Source organism: Enterobacter wuhouensis (assembly GCF_035835995.1).
GTDB lineage: Bacteria > Pseudomonadota > Gammaproteobacteria > Enterobacterales > Enterobacteriaceae > Enterobacter > Enterobacter wuhouensis.
Genome location: NZ_CP142124.1, coordinates 3,453,206 through 3,476,186 on the forward strand (window position 1 = coordinate 3,453,206; position 22,981 = coordinate 3,476,186).

Consider the following 22,981-nt stretch of genomic DNA (forward strand, 5'->3'; position numbering starts at 1 on the left):
ATTAAACCTCGTCCACGGACTGGCCTTTCAGCGCGACGCGGACAGATTTGTCCATGCGGCGAGCAGCAAAGTCCTGGGTTTGTTTATCAACGTTTTTAATGGCTTCTTCTATTGCGTCAGCGTCATTGCCTTCGGCAACTGCGCTCAAGCGCGCGGCAGCCTCGTCAATCACCTGACGCTCAGCGGCGCTTAACAGCGCGGCATCGGCAGCAAGCGCGCCGTTCAGGCTTTCCAGCACGCGTGCGGCCTCGACTTTCTGTTCGGCCAGCATACGCGCCTTCACATCCTGCTCGGCGTAGCTCATTGAATCCTGAATCATGGAGGCGATTTCGCCATCGGTCAGGCCGTAGGACGGCTTCACCTGGATGGACGATTCCACGCCGGTCGATTTTTCCATCGCCGTGACGCTCAGCAGGCCGTCCGCATCCACCTGGAAGGTGACGCGAATATGCGCCCCGCCCGCAGGCAGCGCCGGGATGCCGCGCAGCGCAAAGCGCGCCAGCGAGCGGCAGTCCTGCACCAGCTCGCGTTCGCCCTGCATCACGTGGATGGACATCGCGGTCTGGCCGTCCTTAAAGGTGGTGAACTCCTGCGCGCGCGCCACCGGAATGGTGGTGTTACGCGGGATCACTTTCTCCACCAGGCCGCCCATGGTTTCTAACCCCAGCGACAGCGGAATAACGTCCAGCAGCAGCATTTCGCTGTCCGGCTTGTTGCCGACCAGGATATCGGCCTGGATGGCGGCGCCCACGGCAACCACTTTATCCGGGTCGATGGAGGTCAGCGGCGTGCGGCCAAAGAATTCACCCACGCGCTCGCGCACCAGCGGCACGCGGGTCGAACCGCCCACCATGACCACTTCCAGCACCTCGTTGGCCTCAACGCCCGCATCCTTCAATGCGCGACGGCAGGCGAGCAGCGTGCGTTTAACCAGAGACGCAATCAGATCGTTGAACTGGTCGCGGGTGATGTCACCCTGCCAGCCCGCAACGTTAACGGTAACCGTCTGCGCATCGCTCAGGGCGATTTTGGCGTCGATGGCGGCATCCAGCAGTTCACGCTGTACGCGCGCATCGCTGCGATCGGTAATGCCCGCCTGCTCGCGGATGTAGTCCGCCAGCAGATGATCGAAGTCATCGCCGCCGAGCGCGGAATCCCCGCCGGTCGCCAGCACTTCAAACACCCCGCGGCTTAAGCGCAGGATGGAGATATCAAAGGTGCCGCCGCCGAGATCGTAAACCGCAATGACCCCTTCCTGACCGGAGTCGAGGCCGTAGGCAATGGCCGCCGCCGTGGGTTCGTTCAGCAGGCGCAGCACGTGCAGGCCCGCCAGACGCGCGGCGTCTTTGGTGCCCTGACGCTGTGCATCGTCAAAATAGGCCGGAACGGTAATGACTACGCCGTCCAGATCGCCGCCGAGCGTCGCCGTCGCGCGCGCCGCCAGCGCTTTAAGGATGTCGGAGGAAACGCGGATTGGGTTCAGCAGGCCGGCCGCGGTCGCGATCATCGGCAGGCCGTTTTCACTGGCCTGCAGCTGATACGGCAGATGCGGATAGCGGGTCTGAATATCGGTCAGCGAGCGGCCCATCATGCGCTTTACGGAGCTGATGGTGTTGGCCGGATCGCGCGCGGCGTTGGCGCGAGCGTCATAGCCGACCGCGTGACCCTGCTGCTGGTAGTGGACTACGGAAGGCAGCAGATGGCGGCCCTGCTCGTCGGCCAGCGTTTCCGCCTGGCCGCTGCGCACGGTCGCCACGAGGGAATTGGTGGTGCCGAGATCAATACCCACCGCCAGGCGACGCTGGTGCGGTGCGGCACTTAAGCCAGGCTCACTAATTTGTAATAAGGCCATAATTGCTTCCGAAATTAAAAATCGAGCAGCTTTTCTTCGAGTTGTTCAGCACTGCTTCGTAGTTTATCGAGAAAACGGAGTTTGCGCACAGTATCTGCCGCCACGTCCCAGGTCTCGTTGTTCAGCTGCTCCACCATCTGCTGATGGCGGGTATCGAACATGCCCTTCACGCGCTTGATGAAGCTTTCCAGACGCGCTTCGTCTTTGGCCTGTTCAATCTCATCCAGCTCTTCGCGAAGTTCTAGCTGTTCCATCAGAAACGCGGTGTCGCGAACGGTGTGCTGTTCGCTCGCCAGGTCGAAACCGTGGAGCGAGAGCAGATATTCTGCACGCGCCAGCGGATGACGCAGCGTCTGCCAGGCCTGGTTGATGGTCGCAGAGTGGGAAACCGCAGCCAGTTGCTCTGACTGAGAACCGCTCGCGAATTTATCCGGATGGTACTGACGCTGCAGATCCTGAAAACGGATCGTCAGCGCCTGCAGATCGATCGGGTATTGAGCGGGTAGTCCGAAGAGAGTGAAGTAATCCATAACAATCTCAGGGGTAGCCTGTTAGAACAAACCCCACGCGCAGCAGGTACGCCACGGTGGGGTTTCGGATGACGCGCGGTTAAACGTGGAAGCTTTCGCCGCAACCACACTCGTCTTTGACGTTCGGGTTCGTAAATTTGAACCCTTCGTTCAGGCCTTCTTTGACGAAGTCCAGTTGAGTGCCGTTGAGGAATTGCAGGCTTTTGCCATCGACCACCACCTTCACGCCCTTGTCTTCAAACACGGTGTCGTCAGACGCCGGTTCATCAACAAACTCCAGTACGTAAGCCATACCAGAACAGCCGGAGGTACGTACGCCCAGTCGCAGGCCAAAGCCTTTACCACGGTTCGCCAGAAAAGAGCTTACTCGCGCGGCAGCGCTGTCGCTAAGGGTAATCGACATACTCAAACCTCAATTATTTTGCTTCACGTTTGCTTTTGTAATCCGCAATGGCGGCTTTGATCGCGTCTTCTGCCAGAATTGAACAGTGAATTTTCACCGGCGGCAGTTCGAGTTCTTCAGCAATATCGGTGTTCTTGATAGCCTGTGCTTCGTCCAGAGACTTGCCCTTCACCCATTCGGTCACCAGGGAGCTGGACGCGATTGCAGAACCGCAGCCGTAGGTCTTGAAGCGCGCGTCTTCAATGATACCTTCATTGTTGACTTTAATCTGCAACTTCATCACGTCGCCACACGCCGGTGCACCGACCATGCCGCTACCTACGGATTCATCGCTGTTGTCAAAAGAGCCAACGTTGCGCGGGTTCTCGTAATGATCGATGACTTTTTCGCTGTATGCCATGATTGAATTCTCCTTATGTACCGATTAGTGATGTGACCATTCAATGCTGTTCAGATCCACGCCCTGCTTGAACATTTCCCACAGTGGAGAGAGGTCACGCAGACGGCCGATGGAGTTACGAACCAGCTTGATGGTGTAGTCAATCTCTTCTTCGGTAGTGAAACGACCTAAAGAGAAACGGATAGAGCTGTGTGCCAGCTCGTCGGTCATGCCCAGCGCGCGCAGCACGTAGGATGGCTCGAGGCTTGCAGACGTACAGGCAGAACCGGAAGAGACGGCCAGGTCTTTCAGCGCCATAATCAGCGATTCGCCTTCAACATAGTTGAAGCTGACGTTGAGGATATTCGGTGCGCCCTGCTCGAGATCGCCGTTCAGATACACTTCTTCCATATCCTTCACGCCGTCCCACAGACGGTTACGCAGCGTGCGCAGGCGCGCCATCTCGGTTTCCATCTCTTCTTTTGCAATGCGGTATGCTTCGCCCATGCCCACGATCTGGTGAACAGGCAGCGTACCGGAACGCATGCCGCGCTCGTGACCGCCGCCGTGCATCTGTGCTTCGATGCGGATACGCGGCTTACGACGCACGTACAGCGCGCCGATACCTTTCGGGCCGTAGATTTTGTGGCCGGAGAAGGACATCAGGTCCACTTTCAGCTGGCTCAGGTCGATAGGCAGTTTGCCCACGCTCTGGGTCGCGTCCACGTGGTAGATGATACCGCGCGCGCGGCACATTTCACCGATGGTGGCGATGTCCTGAACGACGCCGATTTCGTTGTTCACGTGCATGATGGAGACCAGAATGGTGTCGTCACGCATGGCCGCTTCGAGCTCTTTGAGATCGATGATCCCGTTGCTCTGCGGCGCAAGGTAAGTCACGTCAAACCCTTCACGCTCAAGCTGACGGCAGGTGTCCAGCACGGCTTTGTGTTCGGTTTTACTGGTAATGATGTGCTTGCCTTTTTTCTGATAAAAGTTGGCAGCACCTTTGATAGCCAGGTTGTCGGATTCGGTCGCGCCGGAGGTGAAAACAATTTCACGCGGGTCGGCACCCACCAGGTCAGCAATCTGATTACGGGCGATATCAACCGCCTCTTCAGCATGCCAGCCAAAACGGTGTGAACGGGAAGCTGGGTTACCAAAGTTTCCGTCCAGGGTCAGACACTGCATCATCTTCTCGGCAACACGCGGGTCCACCGGCGTGGTTGCGGAGTAGTCGAGATAAATCGGTAATTTCATTGCTCTATAAACTCCGTACATCGCTTCAATGCAAGGAATCAGGCAACCGGCTGGATGTACGACCGAGTACGCGGGGTGTTATCACCCCGGCCTGATTCTGAAATACTTATCTTTTTATTAGGCGCGCAGCTTAACGTCGATTGCGTCTTGCGCGCGGGTGCTGCGTTGTGACTCATGGCTCTGCTGGCGGCCCGACACGTCCAGAACTTCCTGGTTATTGACCAGTTCACCCAGGGTGATGTTGTTCAGGAAACCGGTCAGACGGTCGCTCAGATCGCGCCACAGCGCGTGGGTCAGGCACTTATCGCCGCCCTGGCAGCCGCCTTTACCCTGGCAACGGGTCGCGTCGACGGATTCGTCTACTGCACTGATCACTTCGCCAACCGCAATACTGCCCGCGTCTTTACCCAGCAGATAGCCGCCGCCTGGGCCACGAACGCTGGAAACCAGTCCATTTTTACGCAGTCTGGAGAACAGCTGCTCCAGATAAGAGAGGGAGATCCCCTGTCGTTCAGAAATATCAGCCAACGGAACCGGGCCCGCTTCGGAGTTGAGCGCAACGTCCAGCATCGCGGTCACGGCATAACGCCCTTTAGATGTCAGTCTCATGTCTTACTTAACCTCAAACTCGCCCCTGCCCGGGGTTTTTTATTGTAAAATGGGGGTATTGCATAGCAGGGCCAAGTCTGACATTCCTGACTAAATTGGTCAACTATTTACTTGACTGTTTTAGTCAGGTATTTAACCTTCTGTGCCGTTTTTTTGTCGGGTGGCGCTTCGCTTACCCGACCTACGGTTTTGTAGGCCGGGTAAGCGAAGCGCCACCCGGCGAACAGACGACACTACTCTTTATTCTTCTGCTCAATCGACGCCAGAATTCCGCGCAGGATGTTCAGCTCCTGGCTTTCCGGGCGGGCGCGGGTGAACATACGGCGCAGCTTGTTCATCACCTGGCCCGGGTGGCCTTCACGGATAAAGCCGGTTGAGAGCAGCGTCTGCTCCAGATGACCGTAAAAGCGCTCGAGGTCGTCCACCAGCGGATAGGCCGTCTCTTCTTTCGGTTCTACCTGTTTATCCTGCGTCGCCAGCCATGCCATGCGCACTTCATAGGCGATAACCTGCACCGCCATCGCCAGGTTCAGCGAGCTGTATTCCGGGTTCGCCGCGATGGCGACGTGATAGTGGCACTTCTGCAGTTCGTCGTTGGTCAGGCCAACGCGCTCGCGGCCAAACACCAGCGCCACCGGCGCCTGTTCCGCTTCTGAAACGCTTTTGAGGCCGCATTCGCGCGGGTCCAGCATTGGCCACGGCAGCGTGCGGGAGCGCGCGCTGGTGCCAACCACCAGGCTGCAGCCCGCCAGCGCTTCGTCCAGGGTATCGACGATCTGGGCGTTGCCGATCACGTCGCTGGCACCGGCCGCCAGGGCGATGGCCTGCGAGTCTGGCTTCACCAGCGGGTTAACCAACCACAGGTTTGTTAAGCCCATGGTTTTCATAGCGCGGGCCACGGAGCCCATGTTGCCGGTGTGCGATGTTTCAACCAGCACGATTCGAATGTTTTGCAGCATAATTTTTAGGTGTCTGAATTCAGTGTCTGAAGAATATTCCGGCATATTATCATATTCGAGAGACATAATCCGATCCCGCTGCTATACTCTGCGCCGATTTTCCTGTTCTTTAACATCCAGTGAGAGAGACCGATGCATCCGATGCTGACCATCGCCGTGCGCGCAGCGCGCAAGGCGGGTAATGTAATTGCCAAACACTACGAAACTCCAGACTCCGTAGAAACCAGCCAGAAAGGCAGCAATGATTTCGTGACTAACGTCGATAAAGCCGCAGAAGCGATTATTATCGAAACAATCCGCAAATCTTACCCGCAGCACACCATCATCACCGAAGAAAGCGGTGAACATGAAGGTACCGATCAGGATGTTCAATGGGTTATCGATCCACTGGATGGCACCACCAACTTCGTAAAACGCCTGCCACACTTCTCTGTGTCTATTGCAGTACGCATTAAAGGCCGTACTGAAGTCGCCGTTGTCTACGATCCAATGCGTAACGAACTGTTCACCGCAACCCGCGGTCAGGGCGCACAGCTGAACGGTTACCGTCTGCGCTGCAGCAACGCTCGCGATCTGGACGGCACCATCCTGGCGACCGGTTTCCCGTTCAAGGCGAAGCAGCACGCGACCACCTATATGAATATCCTGGGCAAACTGTTCACCGAATGCGCTGACTTCCGTCGCACCGGTTCTGCTGCGCTGGATCTGGCCTACGTTGCGACCGGCCGCGTTGACGGTTACTTCGAGCTGTCGCTGAAGCCGTGGGACTTTGCGGCGGGCGAGCTGATCGCACGTGAAGCAGGCGCGATTGTTTGCGATTTCACCGGCGGCCACAACTACATGACCACCGGCAACATCGTTGCAGGTAACCCACGCGTTGTTAAAGCCATGCTGGCAAACATGCGTGAAGAGCTGAGCGATGCGCTGAAGCGTTAATGCCGAAAATTCCCTCTCCCTGTGGGAGAGGGGATCCCAACTAAAAAGGCCTTAATCCCCTTCCCACCGGCACCGCGCTCATCCACATCGTTACCGCTGCCACCAGCAGAATCACCCCGCCCGCCAGAGCAAGCGTCGTCCACCCTACTTGCCTCCACAGCACCGGCGTTTTATTGCCGCTGAGTTTTACCGCCAGCTGACGGAAGCTGTGCACCAGTAACGCCAAAGACGAAATGGTGAGAGAGGTTCCCGCCGCCATCGCCAGCGCAGAAAGCATTCCCCAGCCGAACACGCCAATCACCTTACTGAACAGCAGCACCATGATCGCTCCCGAGCACGGGCGCATGCCCATCGAAAGCACAATCATCAGCCGCGCGCGCCAGTCGTCACCGTTCTGTAATTGTTCCTGCGTGGGCAGATGCTGATGCCCGCAGCCGCAGCTTTCATCATGAACGTGATGCGGAGTGAAGGCTTTGAATTTGGGCGTTTGCAGCAGCGCGCGCAGTTTTTTCAGCGCGCGCCAGCAGAGTATTAATCCCAGCACGCCTACCAGCGCATAGCTCCCCTTCTCCAGCCAGAAGCTGCTCAAGTGCAGCTGGCGCGCAGGCAGCTGTAAGAGCGAAAGCACGACCACGACGAGCGTAATCGCCACGCCGCCCTGCAGCAGCGAGGAGGCCAGCGTCAGGCCAATGCTCGATCTCAACTTCGAGGGATGGGTCGCAAGCCAGGTGGTGATGACGATTTTGCCGTGCCCTGGCCCCAGGGCGTGCAGCACGCCATAGATAAAGCTGAACGCCAGCAGGGAACCGCCTGCTTTGGTCGGGTTCTCCGCAACGGCCTTCAGCAGCCCGCTCATCTGTTGATTGACTTCACGCTGCCAGATAATGCTTTTCATCATCACCTGCGGCCAGGCCTGCCACAGCCATAGCGCGCCGAAAACGGCGAACAGCAAAAAGATTGCCAGCGGCCACAGGTGCAGCCAGCGGCGCGGTTTTCGACCCGGGGAGGAGATCACTGACATTGCAACGTCACCTCCTGGGCAAACTGTTTACCCAACTCCATATCCTCCGGTGGTGCATCGGCTTTATCAAGCGAGAGAGCAAAGTTGAGCGTCTCGTCGCTTGGCTTCGGCGTATGAACGGCGAGTTTGCAGGCTTTTTGCAGCGCAGCCGGTAACGTTACGTCGCTGTCCTCGGCGTAGCTCATATCGACGTAGTAGGTGGGATCGAAGGTGGAAAAAGTGTACTTCTGCCCCGCCAGCGGCTGAGGGTGCGCCAGCGGAAGGATAAACGTCAGCACCGCCTGATGTCCGTCGCGCGACATACCGTACTCGGTTGGGCGGTTGAGAAACTTCACCTTTTGTCCGTTGTGCCAGAACTCGGTGAAATAGTGCTGGCCCAGCACATTGGCCATCACTTCTGCCGCCAGCTTCTTCCAGATCTCATCCCCGGGCTTCGCGTTTCCCGCGTCATACAGCAGGTCTGCCGAGGTGATTTCATCCATCGTCCAGCGCATTTTCAGGCCGCTGAGCTGCGTGCCGTCCGTCACCAGCGCGGTTTTCAGGCTGATGAAGCTGTGAGGGTGCGCGCTGGCGGTGAAAGTCAAAACCGCCAAAAATAACGCTGTCGCGCTTTGTTTAACTATTTGCATCAATTCCTCACGTCAAAAATACTGTGATGTTCGCCAGCAATCCTGAGTGAAAGGCCTGCCGGTGCGCTTTTCAGCGTCCATCCTTTAGCTATTCTTATCAAACATTCTTACTGGATACCCGACAGATGATGACGACGCTTGAAATTCCATCTGTGCTTTCCAGTTCGCAGCGCCGCTGCCAAGTGCTTTTGATGCTTTACCTGCCGGATGCTGCCGTCACCGCCCAAAGCATAATTGCGACTAATGGCGTTGACGATGTTCTGGCACGGCAAGATATAGCCGAGACGCGTGACGAAATCCAGCGCTATCACCGGCTTGATATCGTGACGCACGCAGACGGCTGCTACCGAATTGAAGGCTCTGCCCTTAATCAACGCCTTTGCCTGCTGCACTGGCTGCGCAGGGCGCTCCGGCTTTGCCCGCAGTTTGTCTCGCATCAGTTTACCCCCGCCTTGAAAACCGCGCTTAAACAGCACGGCATTGCGCGACCGCTTTATGACGATGCGAATCTGCGGGCGCTGATCGGCTTCTGCTCGCGCAAGCTTCAGCGCCAGTTTGAGTGCCGCGACGTGCAGTTTTTACAGCTCTATCTGCAATACTGCCTTATCCAGCACCATCTGGGGAATACGCCGCAATTTTCACACTCGCAGCGCAGCTGGACCCAGTCAAGGGGCGAGTATTTTACGGCTCAGGAAATTATCCGCCACTGGAAACGCCGCGTTCCTCAGGGCGCTCACGTGGATGAACAGCTGTTCCTGGCGCTACTCTTTATGATGCTGCGCACGCCGGACCCGGTAATGGATAAGCACCAGCAGGACCAGCGCCTGCGTCGGGCAATTGTGCGGATGGTCGCCCGATTCCGCTCGCAAACCGGAATGAACTTTAGCGATGAGCAAGGGCTAACCGATCAGCTCTACATCCATCTGGCTCAGGCGCTGGACCGCTCGCTCTTCGAAATCGGCATCGATAACAGCCTGCCGGAAGAGATCCATCGACTTTACCCGCGCCTGCTGCGCACCACTAAAGAGGTGCTGTTTGAGCTGGAAGCCGAATTTGGGCTGCGCTTCTCCGATGAAGAAATGGCGCTCGTGGCGGTCATTTTTGGTGCCTGGCTGATGCAGGAGACCGACCTGCACGAGAAGCAGGTGGTGTTGTTGACCGGAGAGGATAAATCCTGCGAGGAAGTGATTGAACAGCAGCTGCGCGAGCTGACGCTGCTGCCGCTCAACATTCGCTATCTGACGCTGCAGGCGTTTCAGAAGGAGGGGGCCCCGCGTGAAGCCTCGCTGGTGATCACCCCCTACCCGACCGCCCTGCCGCTGTTCTCGCCGCCGCTGATCCACGCCGTTGAAACGTTGAATCCGCAGCAGCAGGAACATATTCGCGCCATGCTGGAGTCCTAGTCAGGCGCGCGGGGTGACTTTAGGACGCACAAACATCGCGGGAAGGGCAACCAGCGCCATCACCCAGAACACGCCGTGGCCCAGGTGTTGGTACAGGAAGCCCGCAAAGACCGTCATGATCGCGATGCTGCCGCCCATCGCCACCGCGGAATAGACCGCCTGCAGGCGAATCACGTCCCCGCCCTCGCGGGCAGCAATGTAGCGCATCGCCGCCAGGTGGCAGACGGTGAAGGTGCCACAGTGCAGAATTTGCGCCACAATCAGCCACGGCAGTTCGGTAGTCCAGCCCATAATGGCCCAGCGCGCCACGCCGCAGACGGCGGAGAGCAGCAGCAGATCGCGCGCGCCGAAGCGACGGAATAATTTCTTGCTCAGCGCGAAGATGATCACTTCCGCAACCACTCCCAGCGACCACAGGTAGCCCACCGCGGAGGCCGAATATCCCGCCCCCTGCCAGTAAATAGCGCTGAAGCCATAGTAGGCCGCATGCGCCCCCTGAAGCAGGCAAACGCAGGCCAGGAAGCGCCAGCTCTGGGCAACCAGGCTTCGCCAGGCGGGCCAGCCCGCGCTCTCCTGCTGGCGGCTCTCCCCTTTCGGCATCACCGACGGGCGCAGCAGCATCCCCAGCAGCATGGAGGCAATACCGATGCTCAGCAGGGCAAGGATGGCGCGATAGTCGTAGAGGCTGACCAGCTTGCCCACCAGCGCAGAGCCGATCACAAAGGCAATCGATCCCCACAGCCGCACGCGGCCATAGTCCATGGTGATCTGCTTTTGCCAGGTGTTCGCCAGGGCATCCGTCAGCGGCACCAGCGGCGAGAAGAACAGGTTAAAGCCCACCATCACCACCATCAGCCAGGCAAACTGCTGGCTGACCCAGAAGCAGGCGACAAAGACCAGCGTCAGCAGCGCCAGAATGCGCACGGCTTTTATCAGTAAGGAGGGATCGCTGACGCGTGGCGCAATCAGCAGGCTGCCCAGAAAACGCGCCACCAGCCCCGCGCCCAGCAGTACGCCGATGGTTTCGGGCGTTAAGCCAATCCCCTTGAGCCAGACGCTCCAGAAAGGCAGAAAAATACCGTAGCTAAAAAAGTAGGTGAAGTAGCTGAGCGCCAGCCAGCGCGTGGAATGCAAGACCATGAATCCCTCCCGAAATGGAGGCGATAGTCTGGCGTTAATCCCTGACTTTAGCAAGTCGTTAGCGCGCTATAAATTAACGATAAATTAACATCATGGACAGGCGGTTGGCGTATGGCGAGAGCGGCAAAATTGTATTACGTTTAAAAGACATCGCCTGGAGAGGTCGTTTGCCATGAACAGCTTACGTTATTTCGATTTCGGCTCCTCACGTTCCTTCCTGCTTTTGATTGCCCGTATCGCCATCGTTGCTCTGTTTATTATTTTTGGCTACCCCAAGCTGACGGGGTTTAGCGGCACCGTTCAGTATATGACGTCGCTCGGTGCGCCCATGCCGATGCTGGCGGCCATTATTGCGGTGGTGATGGAGGTCCCCGCAGCCATCCTGATCGTGCTGGGCTTTTTCACCCGCCCCCTCGCCGTGCTCTTTGTCTTTTACACGCTGGGAACGGCGGTAATAGGCCACCATTACTGGGATATGACCGGTGATGCGGTTGTGCCGAACATGATTAACTTCTATAAGAACGTCAGTATTGCCGGCGCGTTTATTTTGCTGGCGATTACCGGCCCGGGTGCCATATCCCTGGACCGGCGTTAACGCATAAAAAAAGGCCGCAAGCGCGGCCTTTTTTATTTCTGCAGGGCAGAAGGATTATGCGTATACCGGGAAGCGTGCGCAGATATCCAGAACTTTACCTTTAACGCGCTCGATAACCGCGTCGTCATTGATGTTGTCCAGAACGTCACACATCCAGCCCGCCAGCTCTTTCACTTCCGCTTCCTTGAAGCCGCGGCGCGTTACGGCCGGAGAACCGATACGGATACCGGAGGTCACGAACGGGCTCTTCGGATCGTTAGGCACGCTGTTTTTGTTCACGGTGATGTTGGCGCGGCCCAGGGCAGCGTCAGCTTCTTTACCGGTCAGGTTCTTATCAACCAGATCCAGCAGGAACAGGTGGTTTTCAGTACCGCCGGATACCACTTTGTAGCCACGGTTCAGGAACACTTCCACCATCGCTTTGGCGTTCTTGGCAACCTGCTGCTGATATACCTTGAACTCAGGCTCCATCGCTTCTTTCAGCGCCACGGCTTTCGCCGCGATCACGTGCATCAGCGGGCCGCCCTGCGCGCTTGGGAACACGGCAGAGTTCAGTTTCTTGTACAGATCTTCGTCGCCGCCCTTCGCCAGGATCAGGCCACCGCGTGGACCAGCAAGGGTTTTGTGGGTGGTGGTGGTCACAACGTGAGCGTGTGGAACCGGGTTCGGATAAACGCCAGCGGCAATCAGGCCCGCAACGTGCGCCATATCAACGAACAGGTAAGCGCCGATGCTGTCTGCGATTTCACGCATTTTTGCCCAGTCAACTACGCCGGAGTATGCGGAGAAGCCGCCGATGATCATCTTCGGCTTGTGCTCTTTGGCCTGCTTAGCCATGTCTTCGTAGTCAATTTTGCCGGACTCATCGATACCGTAAGGAATGATGTTGTACAGCTTGCCGGAGAAGTTAACCGGGGAGCCGTGAGTCAGGTGGCCGCCCTGCGCCAGGTTCATACCCAGAACGGTGTCGCCCGGCTGCAGCAGCGCGGTGTAAACGGCGAAGTTAGCCTGGGAGCCGGAGTGCGGCTGTACGTTCGCGTAGTCAGCGCCAAACAGCTCTTTGGCACGGTCGATAGCCAGCTGCTCAACGATATCAACGTATTCGCAACCGCCGTAGTAGCGCTTGCCCGGATAACCTTCAGCGTATTTGTTGGTCAGCTGAGAACCCTGCGCCTGCATAACGCGCGGGCTGGTGTAGTTTTCGGAGGCGATCAGTTCGATGTGCTCTTCCTGACGTACTTTTTCCTGCTCCATAGCCTGCCACAGTTCGGCATCATAATCGGCAATGTTCATTTCACGCTTTAACATCCGCATCTCCTGACTCAGCTAACAAGTAAATTTTGGCCTGAAAAGGCAGTCCTGATGGACGACGGGCAACAGTATAACTGAATCGTTCTGTGATAACAGGTCTTGACAAACGATTTTACGCAAACGTTTTCCTATGCGCCACGCAAGGGTTTGAGCAATAAAGCCCTCGTCATTTTCAACGGATTTCTTTTCAGGTTTGTGATGCATATTTTTCACGATGCAAAGAACCATTTACATTGCAGGGGTATTTTTATAAGATGCATATAAAATACATCATTAAAGTAACATTTGAAGGAAGTTGCTATGTTAGACGCTCAAACCATCGCTACCGTTAAGGCTACTATTCCCCTGCTTGTCGAAACCGGCCCTAAGCTGACCGCCCATTTTTACGATCGCATGTTCGCTCACAACCCGGAGTTGAAAGAGATTTTCAACATGAGCAACCAGCGCAACGGCGACCAGCGTGAAGCGCTGTTTAACGCCATCGCCGCCTACGCCAGCAATATTGAAAATCTGGCGGCGCTGCTGCCTGCGGTAGAGAAAATTGCGCAGAAACATACCAGCTTCCAGATCAAACCCGAGCAGTACAACATCGTTGGCGGCCACCTTCTGGCCACGCTGGACGAGATGTTCAGCCCGGGCCAGGAGGTGCTGGACGCCTGGGGCAAAGCCTACGGCGTGCTGGCAAACGTGTTTATCAACCGCGAAGCGCAGATCTACAGCGAAAACGCGGCTAAAAACGGCGGCTGGGAAGGCACCCGCGCCTTCCGTATCGTTGAAAAAACCCCGCGTAGCGCCTTGATCACCAGTTTTGAATTCGAGCCGGTTGATGGCCAGCCGGTGGCTGACTACCAGCCGGGCCAGTATCTGGGCGTGTGGCTGAAGCCTGAAGGATTCCCGCATCAGGAGATCCGCCAGTATTCTCTTACCCGCAAGCCAAACGGCAAAGGCTACCGCATTGCGGTGAAACGTGAGGACGGCGGTCAGGTCTCCAACTGGCTCCACAACGAAGCTAACGTGGGCGACGTGGTCCATCTGGCCGCGCCGGCGGGCGATTTCTTTATGGCCGTTGAAGCCACTACGCCGGTGACGCTGATCTCTGCGGGCGTGGGTCAAACGCCGATGCTGGCAATGCTGGATACGCTGGCAAAATCCAGCCACGGTGCGCAGGTCAACTGGTTCCACGCCGCGGAGAACGGCGACGTGCACGCCTTTGCGAATGAGGTGAACGCCCTGGCGGCGGATCTGCCACACTTCACCGCGCACATCTGGTATCGCCTGCCGACGGACGCAGATCGCCAGGCCGCTCGCTTCGACAGCGAAGGTCTGATGAATTTAAGCCAGATGGAAGGGACGTTCAGCGCGCCGGATATGCAGTTCTACGTCTGTGGGCCGGTGGCGTTTATGCAGTATGCCGCGAAGCAGCTCGTTGAGCTGGGCGTAAAAAAAGACAGCATTCATTACGAGTGCTTCGGGCCGCATAAGGTGCTGTAACGCAAAAAGCCCCTCGTTCGAGGGGCTTTTTTTCACCGGGTGGCGGCTGCGCCTTACCCGGCCTACAAAATCGTTGGCAATCTTAAATTGCCGCGTCGTCTTCTTCACCGGTACGGATGCGGATCACGCGCGCCACGTCAAAGACGAAGATTTTGCCGTCGCCAATTTTGCCCGTCTGCGCCGTGCGGATAATGGTATCCACGCAGGTATCGACGATATCGTCGCTGACCACAATCTCAATTTTCACTTTCGGCAGAAAGTCGACCATGTACTCTGCGCCACGATAAAGCTCGGTGTGGCCCTTCTGACGACCAAAACCTTTCACTTCCGTCACGGTCATCCCGGTGATGCCGACTTCCGCCAGCGCTTCACGTACATCATCCAGTTTGAAAGGTTTAATAATCGCATCAATCTTTTTCATGGTGGGTCCTTAAACTCTTGCCTGTAAGCTGCCTCGTAATCGATTGCTCACAGTACCATACGGCACTACTCTTTAAAATCGTTTGCTTCCAGCTCGTGGCGTGAGAGCAGCTTATAGAACTCGGTACGGTTGCGCCCGGCCATCCGCGCCGCGTGGGTCACGTTGCCTTTGGTGATCTGCAATAGCTTGCGCAGATAGTTCAGCTCAAACTGATTCCGCGCTTCGGCAAAGGTCGGCAGGGCCGTATTTTCCCCTTCCAGCGCCTGCTCCACCAGCGCGTCGCTGATCACCGGCGACGACGTTAGTGCCACGCACTGCTCAATCACGTTAACCAGCTGGCGCACGTTGCCCGGCCAGCCTGCGGTCATCAGGCGCTTCATGGCGTCGGTGGAAAACGCGCGCACGAAGGGCTTATGGCGATCGGCGGACTGGCGCAAAAGATGGTTCGCCAGCAGGGGGATATCTTCCGCACGCTCGGCGAGCGCAGGGATCTTCAGGTTCACCACGTTCAGGCGGTAGTAGAGATCTTCGCGGAACTCGTTGCGCGCCATCACCTTGGGCAGATCGCGGTGGGTGGCGGAGATAATACGCACGTTGATGTCGATATCGCGGTTGCTGCCGAGCGGTCTGACCTTGCGCTCCTGCAGCACGCGCAGCAGCTTAACCTGCAGCGGTGCCGGCATATCGCCAATCTCGTCGAGGAACAGCGTGCCCCCTTCCGCCGCCTGGAACAGCCCTTCCCGGCTGCTTACCGCCCCGGTAAAGGCACCGCGCGCGTGACCAAAGAGTTCGGATTCAAGCAGCTGTTCCGGCAGCGCGCCGCAGTTGATGGCGATAAAGGCGTTTTTGGCACGCGGGCTGGCGTTGTGGATCGCCTGCGCGAGGATCTCTTTCCCGGTCCCGCTCTGGCCGTTAATCAGCACGCTGACGTCCGACTGCGCCACCATTCGCGCCTGCTCAAGCAGACGCAGCATGATGGGGCTGCGCGTGACAATCGACTCGCGCCACGCTTCATCGCCTGAAGGGGCGGCATGCTCAAGGGCGCTGTCGATAGCCTTATACAGCGCGTCTTTATCGACCGGCTTGGTCAGGAAGCTGAACACCCCCTGCTGCGTCGCGGCGACCGCATCCGGGATCGAGCCGTGGGCGGTTAAAATGATAACCGGCATACCCGGCTGCTGCTTCTGGATCTCTGCAAACAGCTGCAGGCCGTCCATCTCGTCCATCCGCAGGTCGCTGATCACCAGATCGATCTTCTCGCGGCTGAGCACCTTCAGCCCTTCCTGCCCGCTTTCTGCGGTCACGACGCTGTAGCCTTCGCTGACCAGGCGCATTCCCAGGAGCTTTAACAGCCCGGGATCGTCATCGACCAGTAAGAGATGAGCAGGTTTACGGCTCGTCATGCTTCACATCCTCTTGTTTCGGCGTATCGCTGTCCGGCGTCGCGGAGGCACTTCCGGGCTGATATTTACGCGATGAGAGCTGCCTTTCAATATCGGTCAGGTTCTCAAGCTTGCGCGTGGTGGTATCAAGCTGGGTTCGCAGAGACTCCTGCTGCTGGCGAAGCGTATCCAGCTCGCCGTCCGTCGACTGCTGCAGTTTGCTGTAGCGGGAACGCTCTTCCGACAGCTGCAGCTGCAGCGTCTGACCGTCGCGCCAGAGCTGATAAACCGGGCGCACCTGTGCCGGAATGTTCATGACAAAGGTATCGAGCCGGTTGAGATTGGCGCGACGTTCAACCGGGGTGATTTTGGCATCCGCCAGCACGATCCCACGCTTAAACGCATCCTGCCAGGTACTATTGTCGAGCAAGGCCGCCTGCGCGCGGGCTTCAACCGGCGCCAGACGCTGGGCGCAGTCGATGCCACGCAGCCAGAACAGCGGATTTGATTCGACATCATGGCCCGACAGGAGCCAGATGTTTTCACACCGCGTTGAAAGGAAATCAGCCAGCTGATGCTCTGGCCATTTATCTTCTTGTTTATCGCTAATTGCACTCTGCGGCGGATGGGAAACACATCCCACCAGAAGTAGACCCGGCAGGCTCAGGCGTAACGTTTTGCTGGAAAACACCGCGCGTATGGCGCGAAAAAAGACGTGTGACATACTCACCAGACATTGATTCATTTTATTGATTTTTCCGGCTCAAGGGGCAGTTCGATACGGAAGCAAACATCTGAACGTTCGTCCGTGGCAATGTTTAATTCACCCTGCATTCGTCGTATACAGTCCCGGGCAATGCTCAATCCCAGGCCACTTCCTTTAACCGCACCTTTCCGCTGATGACTCCCCTGGAAGAAGGGTTCAAAAATCATCGCGCTTTCATCATCCGGGATCGGGGTGCCAGTATTGGCGACTTCAATAAACACCCGTGAACCATTCGTATAGCTTCGGATATAAATGTTACCGGATTCAGTACCATAGTGCACCGCATTGGAATAAAGATTATCCAGCACGCTCATCAGCAGCATGGGCTCCGCCAGACAGGCCGGTTCACTGAGGCTGACGTCCGTATGCATCATTTTAGCTCTTGCTGGCAGGCTATGGGCGGAGATGACCATATCCACCAGCGGTTCAATCTCGACCTTTTCCAGCACCACCGCGCCATCAGCCAGCTTGCGGTTATAGTCCAGCAGCTGCTCGATCAGCTTTTGCAGATTACGGCTGCTGTCATCCAGAATCTCAACAATCTCTTTCTGTTCGAGGGTCAGAGGCCCAGCCACCTCGTCCGCCAGCAGCTCCGTGCCTTCACGCATGCTGGCAAGCGGCGTTTTAAGCTCGTGGGAGATATGCCGCAGGAACTGGTGGCGCTGCGATTCCAGCCAGGCCAGACGCTCAGAAAGCCAGATGATACGCTGGCCCACCGAGCGTAACTCTCGCGGCCCCTTAAAGGCGACGGTATCCCCGAGCGATTTCCCCTCGCCCAGCCGGTTGATCATGCGCTGAATCCCCTTTACCGGGCCGATGATCATACGGGTAAACAGCAGGACCAGCCCCAGGCTGACAAGAAAGAGCACCAGCGCCTGCCAGCCGAAGAATTGACCGCGCTCGGCAATTTCCTGCTGCAGCTGCTGCCCGCGCGAAAACACCACGGCGCGGGTGGCCTGCACCATTTCCGTATTGGCATTGGCAAAGGCTTCGAGGCGGGCTGCGGCATCGGCATCTGGCCCGCTGTTTTTACACTGCAGCTGCGCCAGGCTGTTTAGATCCTGACGTAACGCCTGATAGAGTTTGTCATCCGGCAGTACGCCCGCGTGGGCGTCCAGCATCTCGCTGTAGCGTTTGCGCTGGCTTTGATAGACCTTTTCCAGGGTGCGATCGTCCAGCACGCAATACTGGCGATAGCTTCTCTCCATCTCCAGCGCGGCGTTGGTCATGGCCTCACTGCGTCTGGCATCAATCAGCGTCGTGCGGTTCGTCAAGGCAGCCTGCGCGCTCAGGGCATTCAGGCTCTGCCATGCCTGCCATGCCAGAACCAGCAAAGGCAGCAGTATCAGCAGAAATGCCATCATAACGAGCTGTCGCAGGGAGCGAGGGAAAACGGGCCAGCGTTTCAAGACATGACTCTCTTACTGTGGGTTTGAGGAGAGCGTAACTGAGTCTGCCCGTCAGATACAACAAAGCCGGGTAAAAACCCGGCTTTGTTGAGGAATGAGGCGGTGCCTAACTCGACGTTTCGCCCTGGCCTGATAAAGCAACGCTATGATCAGTAGTTGGACGGCAGGCACCTTTTTGTGCGTCATTCGAAGTTTATGTAGCACGTCCCGAAGGGGCTGACATAAGAAGGTGAATGAGCCACTGGTTAATATTATGCAACAGCCGTGCCAGAATGCAAAACAAAATATTAACACATTGAAATATAGGCGTTTTGAGTGGATATCTGTTAATTGTCTGCAGAATGATTTCCAGGCTAAGTGTCGCTATTAAGCAACACCTTAACGGGAACCTTTCCTGTTATATATAAATCAAGGAGTTAAATGTCTCCTTTTGGCGACACCTATACCAGAGGATTGTCGCGATTTTGCGACAGGCATAAAAAAGCCCGGTGGCGCTCACGCTCACCGGGCCTACAAAGTACCTGCTTTACATCTTAACCCAGCTGTTTACGCGCGTTGCGGAAGATACGCATCCACGGGCTGTCCTCGCCCCAGTTTTCCGGATGCCAGGAGTTGCTTACGGTGCGGAACACGCGTTCCGGGTGCGGCATCATGATGGTCGCACGACCGCTTTCGCTGGTCACCGCAGTAATGCCGTTCGCTGAACCGTTCGGGTTAGCCGGGTAGGTTTCTGTCACCTTGCCAAAGTTATCCACGAAGCGCAGCGCCACCAGGCCTTTGCTTTCAAGCTGAGCCAGATGCGCCGCATCCCGCACTTCTACCTGACCTTCACCGTGGGAAACGGCGATTGGCATCTGTGAACCGACCATCCCCTGCAGCAGCAGAGACGGGCTTTGGGTCACTTCTACCAGGCTAAAGCGCGCTTCGAAGCGGTCGGACTGGTTGCGCACGAAGCGCGGCCAGGCTTCGCTGCCCGGGATCAGCTCGCGCAGGTTAGACATCATCTGGCAGCCGTTACACACGCCCAGCGCCAGCGTCTGCGGACGGTGGAAGAAGGTTTCGAATTCGTCGCGCACGCGGCTGTTGAACAGGATGGACTTCGCCCAGCCCTCGCCCGCGCCCAGCACGTCGCCGTAGGAGAAGCCGCCGCACGCCACCAGCGCCTGGAAATCTTCCAGACCGGTACGGCCCGCCAGCAGGTCGCTCATGTGGACGTCGATAGCGTCAAAGCCCGCACGGTGGAAGGCAGCCGCCATCTCAACGTGGGAGTTAACGCCCTGCTCGCGCAGCACCGCCACTTTCGGACGCGCGCCGGTCGCAATATAAGGCGCAGCAATGTCTTCGTTGATGTCGAAGGCGAGCTTCACGTTCAGGCCTGGATCCTGGTCATTCGCTTTCGCGTTATGCTCCTGATCGGCGCATTCCGGGTTATCACGCAGGCGCTGCATCTGCCAGGTGGTTTCCGCCCACCACATGCGCAGCGTGGTGCGGCTTTCGCTGAACACGGCGTGACCGTCTGCTTCAATGACGAAGCGATCGCCCTGAACGGCTTTACCCAGATAGTGCACGCAGTCTGCCAGACCGTGCTTCGCAAGAATCGCTTCAACCGCGTCGCGATCCGCCGCACGCACCTGAATCACGGCGCCCAGCTCTTCATTGAACAGCGCCGCCAGACGGTCTTCGCCAAGCGTGGCAATGTTCGCTTCCACGCCACAGTGGCCGGTGAAGGCCATCTCTGCCAGCGTCACCAGCAGGCCGCCGTCGGAACGGTCGTGGTAGGCCAGCAGCTTACGCTGCGCCACCAGCGCCTGAATCGCGTCGTAGAAGCCTTTCAGCTGGGCCACGTCGCGTACGTCGGCCGGCTTGTCGCCGAGCTGACGGTACACCTGCGCCAGCGCGGTGGCACCCAGCGCGTTGTGGCCTTTGCCGAGATCAATCAGCAGCAGGGCGTTGTCAACGGTCGCAAGCTGCGGCGTGATGGTATGACGCACGTCTTCCACGCGGGCAAACGCGGTGATCACCAGCGACAGCGGAGAGGTCATCTCGCGCTGCTCGCTGCCTTCCTGCCAGCGGGTTTTCATCGACATGGAGTCTTTACCCACCGGAATGGTCAGGCCGAGGGCTGGACACAGCTCCTCGCCTACCGCCTTCACGGCTTCATACAGGCCAGCATCTTCGCCAGGATGACCGGCTGCGGCCATCCAGTTTGCGGAGAGCTTGATGCGTTTGATGTCGCCAATCTGCGTCGCGGCGATGTTGGTCAGCGCTTCACCGACCGCAAGACGGGCGGAAGCCGCGAAGTCCAGCAGCGCCACCGGGGTACGTTCGCCCAGGGCCATCGCTTCGCCGTAGTAGCTGTCGAGGCTCGCGGTAGTCACGGCGCAGTTCGCCACCGGGATCTGCCACGGGCCGACCATCTGATCGCGCGATACCATACCGGTCACGGTACGGTCGCCGATGGTCACCAGGAAGGTTTTCTCTGCCACGGCAGGCAGGTGCAGCACGCGATTAACCGCCTCTGCCACGGTAATGCCCTGGCGATCCAGCGCTTTGCCCGCCGCTTTGCGGGTTGTAACGTCGCGGGTCATCTTCGGCGTTTTGCCGAGCAGGACGTCCAGCGGCAGGTCGATAGGCTGGTTGTCGAAATGGGTGTCGCTTAGGGAGAGGTGCTGCTCTTCGGTCGCTTCACCGATGACGGCATACGGCGCGCGCTCGCGGCGGCACAGCTCGTCAAACAGCGGCAGCTGATCGGCTGCAACCGCCAGCACGTAGCGTTCCTGGGATTCGTTACACCAGATTTCCAGCGGGCTCATGCCCGGCTCATCGTTCAGGATGTCGCGCAGGTTGAAGCGACCGCCGCGTCCGCCGTCGCTCACCAGCTCCGGCATGGCGTTGGACAGACCGCCCGCGCCCACGTCGTGGATGAACAGAATCGGGTTGGCATCGCCCAGCTGCCAGCAGCGGTCGATCACTTCCTGGCAGCGACGCTCCATCTCCGGGTTGTCGCGCTGTACGGAGGCGAAGTCGAGATCGGCATCAGACTGGCCGGAGGCCATTGAAGATGCCGCCCCGCCGCCCAGGCCGATGTTCATCGCCGGGCCGCCGAGCACGATCAGCTTCGCGCCGACGACGATCTCGCCTTTCTGCACGTGATCGGCGCGGATGTTGCCGATCCCGCCCGCCAGCATGATCGGCTTGTGGTAGCCGCGCAGCTCTTCGCCGTTGTGGCTGTCCACTTTCTCTTCGTAGGTACGGAAGTAACCGTTCAGCGCCGGACGACCAAATTCGTTGTTAAATGCCGCGCCGCCCAAAGGCCCGTCGGTCATGATATCCAGCGCGGTCACAATGCGTTCTGGCTTGCCGAAGTCTTCTTCCCACGGCTGTTCAAAGCCCGGGATGCGCAGGTTGGAAACGGAGAAACCGACCAGACCCGCTTTAGGTTTAGCGCCGCGACCGGTCGCACCTTCGTCACGGATTTCACCGCCGGAGCCGGTCGCCGCACCCGGCCACGGAGAGATCGCCGTCGGGTGGTTGTGGGTTTCCACCTTCATCAGGATATGCGCAGGCTCCTGATGGAAGTCATAGCGCCCTGCTTCGCGATCGGCGAAGAAGCGGCCCACCTCGGAACCTTCCATTACCGCGGCGTTGTCTTTATAGGCAGACAGCACGTGGTCAGGGGTTTGTTCCATGGTGTTTTTGATCATTTTGAACAGCGACTTCGGCTGCTGTTCGCCGTCAATAATCCAGTCGGCGTTGAAAATCTTGTGGCGGCAGTGCTCAGAGTTAGCCTGCGCGAACATGTAGAGTTCGATGTCGTTCGGGTTACGGTTGAGCTTAACAAACGCATCCTGCAGGTAGTCGATTTCATCTTCTGCCAGCGCCAGGCCGAGACGCAGGTTGGCGTCAATCAGCGCCTGACGGCCCTGCCCCAGCAGGTCCACGCTCTGTACCGGCGCAGGCTGATGGTGCGAGAAGAGCTGCTGCGCGTCGTCCAGCGAGGCAAACACGCTCTCCATCATGCGATCGTGCAGTTCAGCCGCAACCGCCTGCCACTGCGCTTCACTCAGGGTAGAGGCTTCCACGTAGTACGCCACGCCGCGTTCCAGACGGTTAATCTGGTTCAGGCCACAGTTGTGGGCGATGTCGGTGGCTTTGGAAGACCAGGGGGAGATGGTGCCCGGACGCGGCGTCGCCAGGATCAGCTTGCCGGTTGGCGTGTGGCTGCTCAGGCTTGGGCCGTACTTGAGCAGGCGTTCCAGCTGTTCGCGCTCCTCTGCATTCAGGGGGGCATTCAGGTCAGCAAAATGGACATACTCAGCGTAAATATTGCTTACCGGAAGGTCGGCTGCCTGAAAACGTGCCAGCAGTTTGTTGATACGGAAGGCAGACAGTGCAGGCGAACCACGCAGAATTTCCATCATAAGTCTCTCGTCTTCGAAGCGCCGGGGCGCTTACAGTGTGCGCAAGGGGGGAAAACGGGCGTCA

The 22,981-nt window shown here is 57.9% G+C and carries 20 protein-coding genes; 4 read left to right on the forward strand and 16 right to left on the reverse strand.

Annotated elements, in window-relative coordinates; all coding sequences use genetic code 11:
- Position 1 precedes the first annotated feature (1 nt).
- From hscA to trmJ, 7 genes are all read right to left on the reverse strand, one after another.
- On the reverse strand, positions 2-1,852 hold the full coding sequence (hscA, locus tag VPX56_RS16430; RefSeq protein ID WP_326467699.1) for a Fe-S protein assembly chaperone HscA: 1,851 nt from the start codon (positions 1,850-1,852) through the stop codon (positions 2-4).
- A gap of 14 nt (positions 1,853-1,866) precedes the next feature.
- Complete coding sequence (hscB, locus tag VPX56_RS16435; RefSeq protein ID WP_131635851.1) at positions 1,867-2,382, reverse strand: co-chaperone HscB; 516 nt, start codon at positions 2,380-2,382, stop codon at positions 1,867-1,869.
- 79 nt (positions 2,383-2,461) lie between these two features.
- Positions 2,462-2,785, reverse strand: a complete 324-nt coding sequence (gene iscA / locus VPX56_RS16440; RefSeq protein WP_003860659.1) for an iron-sulfur cluster assembly protein IscA — start codon at positions 2,783-2,785, stop codon at positions 2,462-2,464.
- Between the two features lie 13 nt (positions 2,786-2,798).
- Positions 2,799-3,185, reverse strand: coding sequence for a Fe-S cluster assembly scaffold IscU (gene iscU, locus VPX56_RS16445; RefSeq protein WP_003860661.1), 387 nt, complete (start codon positions 3,183-3,185; stop codon positions 2,799-2,801).
- Between the two features lie 24 nt (positions 3,186-3,209).
- Positions 3,210-4,424 (reverse strand): cysteine desulfurase, encoded by a 1,215-nt coding sequence (gene iscS, locus VPX56_RS16450; RefSeq protein WP_020883022.1) that lies wholly within the window; start codon positions 4,422-4,424, stop codon positions 3,210-3,212.
- Between the two features lie 117 nt (positions 4,425-4,541).
- The gene (gene iscR, locus VPX56_RS16455; protein ID WP_089597799.1) at positions 4,542-5,033 is read right to left on the reverse strand and encodes a Fe-S cluster assembly transcriptional regulator IscR; all 492 of its coding nucleotides are present in this window, start codon (positions 5,031-5,033) and stop codon (positions 4,542-4,544) included.
- 233 nt (positions 5,034-5,266) lie between these two features.
- The gene (gene trmJ, locus VPX56_RS16460; protein ID WP_263611647.1) at positions 5,267-5,992 is read right to left on the reverse strand and encodes a tRNA (cytosine(32)/uridine(32)-2'-O)-methyltransferase TrmJ; all 726 of its coding nucleotides are present in this window, start codon (positions 5,990-5,992) and stop codon (positions 5,267-5,269) included.
- 132 nt (positions 5,993-6,124) lie between these two features.
- Between trmJ and suhB the strand changes: the two genes are divergently transcribed.
- Positions 6,125-6,928 carry an inositol-1-monophosphatase gene (suhB, locus tag VPX56_RS16465; protein WP_010434013.1) on the forward strand — a complete coding sequence of 268 codons (804 nt, stop codon included), beginning with the start codon at positions 6,125-6,127 and terminating at the stop codon, positions 6,926-6,928.
- A gap of 40 nt (positions 6,929-6,968) precedes the next feature.
- Here suhB and VPX56_RS16470 read toward each other — a convergent pair whose 3' ends face one another.
- Both VPX56_RS16470 and VPX56_RS16475 read right to left on the reverse strand, forming a co-directional pair.
- On the reverse strand, positions 6,969-7,949 hold the full coding sequence (locus VPX56_RS16470) for a nickel/cobalt transporter (RefSeq protein WP_131635853.1): 981 nt from the start codon (positions 7,947-7,949) through the stop codon (positions 6,969-6,971).
- Positions 7,940-8,578: a DUF1007 family protein gene (locus tag VPX56_RS16475; protein ID WP_131635854.1), complete on the reverse strand. Its 639-nt coding sequence runs from the start codon at positions 8,576-8,578 to the stop codon at positions 7,940-7,942. The genes VPX56_RS16470 and VPX56_RS16475 overlap by 10 nt, the downstream gene beginning before the upstream one ends.
- 125 nt (positions 8,579-8,703) lie before the next feature.
- Here VPX56_RS16475 and csiE point away from each other — a divergent pair, with 125 nt between their 5' ends.
- Positions 8,704-9,981, forward strand: a complete 1,278-nt coding sequence (csiE, locus tag VPX56_RS16480) for a stationary phase inducible protein CsiE (protein WP_131635855.1) — start codon at positions 8,704-8,706, stop codon at positions 9,979-9,981.
- Here the strand turns inward: csiE and VPX56_RS16485 are convergent, their stop codons facing one another.
- On the reverse strand, positions 9,982-11,121 hold the full coding sequence (locus VPX56_RS16485) for a 3-phenylpropionate MFS transporter (RefSeq protein WP_326467710.1): 1,140 nt from the start codon (positions 11,119-11,121) through the stop codon (positions 9,982-9,984).
- A gap of 172 nt (positions 11,122-11,293) precedes the next feature.
- Between VPX56_RS16485 and VPX56_RS16490 the strand changes: the two genes are divergently transcribed.
- A complete protein-coding gene (locus VPX56_RS16490; protein ID WP_131635857.1) occupies positions 11,294-11,716 on the forward strand; it encodes a DoxX family protein in 423 nt (140 codons plus the stop codon).
- 54 nt (positions 11,717-11,770) lie between these two features.
- Here the strand turns inward: VPX56_RS16490 and glyA are convergent, their stop codons facing one another.
- A complete protein-coding gene (gene glyA / locus VPX56_RS16495) occupies positions 11,771-13,024 on the reverse strand; it encodes a serine hydroxymethyltransferase (protein ID WP_131635858.1) in 1,254 nt (417 codons plus the stop codon).
- Between the two features lie 303 nt (positions 13,025-13,327).
- Here glyA and hmpA point away from each other — a divergent pair, with 303 nt between their 5' ends.
- A complete protein-coding gene (gene hmpA / locus VPX56_RS16500) occupies positions 13,328-14,518 on the forward strand; it encodes an NO-inducible flavohemoprotein (RefSeq protein ID WP_326467715.1) in 1,191 nt (396 codons plus the stop codon).
- 82 nt (positions 14,519-14,600) lie between these two features.
- Here hmpA and glnB read toward each other — a convergent pair whose 3' ends face one another.
- The 5 genes from glnB to purL form a co-directional block, all read right to left on the reverse strand.
- Positions 14,601-14,939: a nitrogen regulatory protein P-II gene (gene glnB / locus VPX56_RS16505; RefSeq protein ID WP_003860685.1), complete on the reverse strand. Its 339-nt coding sequence runs from the start codon at positions 14,937-14,939 to the stop codon at positions 14,601-14,603.
- Between the two features lie 65 nt (positions 14,940-15,004).
- Positions 15,005-16,342, reverse strand: a complete 1,338-nt coding sequence (gene glrR, locus VPX56_RS16510) for a two-component system response regulator GlrR (protein ID WP_131635860.1) — start codon at positions 16,340-16,342, stop codon at positions 15,005-15,007.
- Positions 16,329-17,066, reverse strand: a complete 738-nt coding sequence (gene qseG, locus VPX56_RS16515; protein WP_131635861.1) for a two-component system QseEF-associated lipoprotein QseG — start codon at positions 17,064-17,066, stop codon at positions 16,329-16,331. The genes glrR and qseG overlap by 14 nt, the downstream gene beginning before the upstream one ends.
- Positions 17,063-18,496, reverse strand: a complete 1,434-nt coding sequence (gene qseE / locus VPX56_RS16520) for a two component system sensor histidine kinase QseE/GlrK (RefSeq protein ID WP_165500743.1) — start codon at positions 18,494-18,496, stop codon at positions 17,063-17,065. The genes qseG and qseE overlap by 4 nt, the downstream gene beginning before the upstream one ends.
- Before the next feature lie 533 nt (positions 18,497-19,029).
- Complete coding sequence (gene purL, locus VPX56_RS16525; protein WP_326467723.1) at positions 19,030-22,917, reverse strand: phosphoribosylformylglycinamidine synthase; 3,888 nt, start codon at positions 22,915-22,917, stop codon at positions 19,030-19,032.
- Positions 22,918-22,981 lie beyond the last annotated feature (64 nt).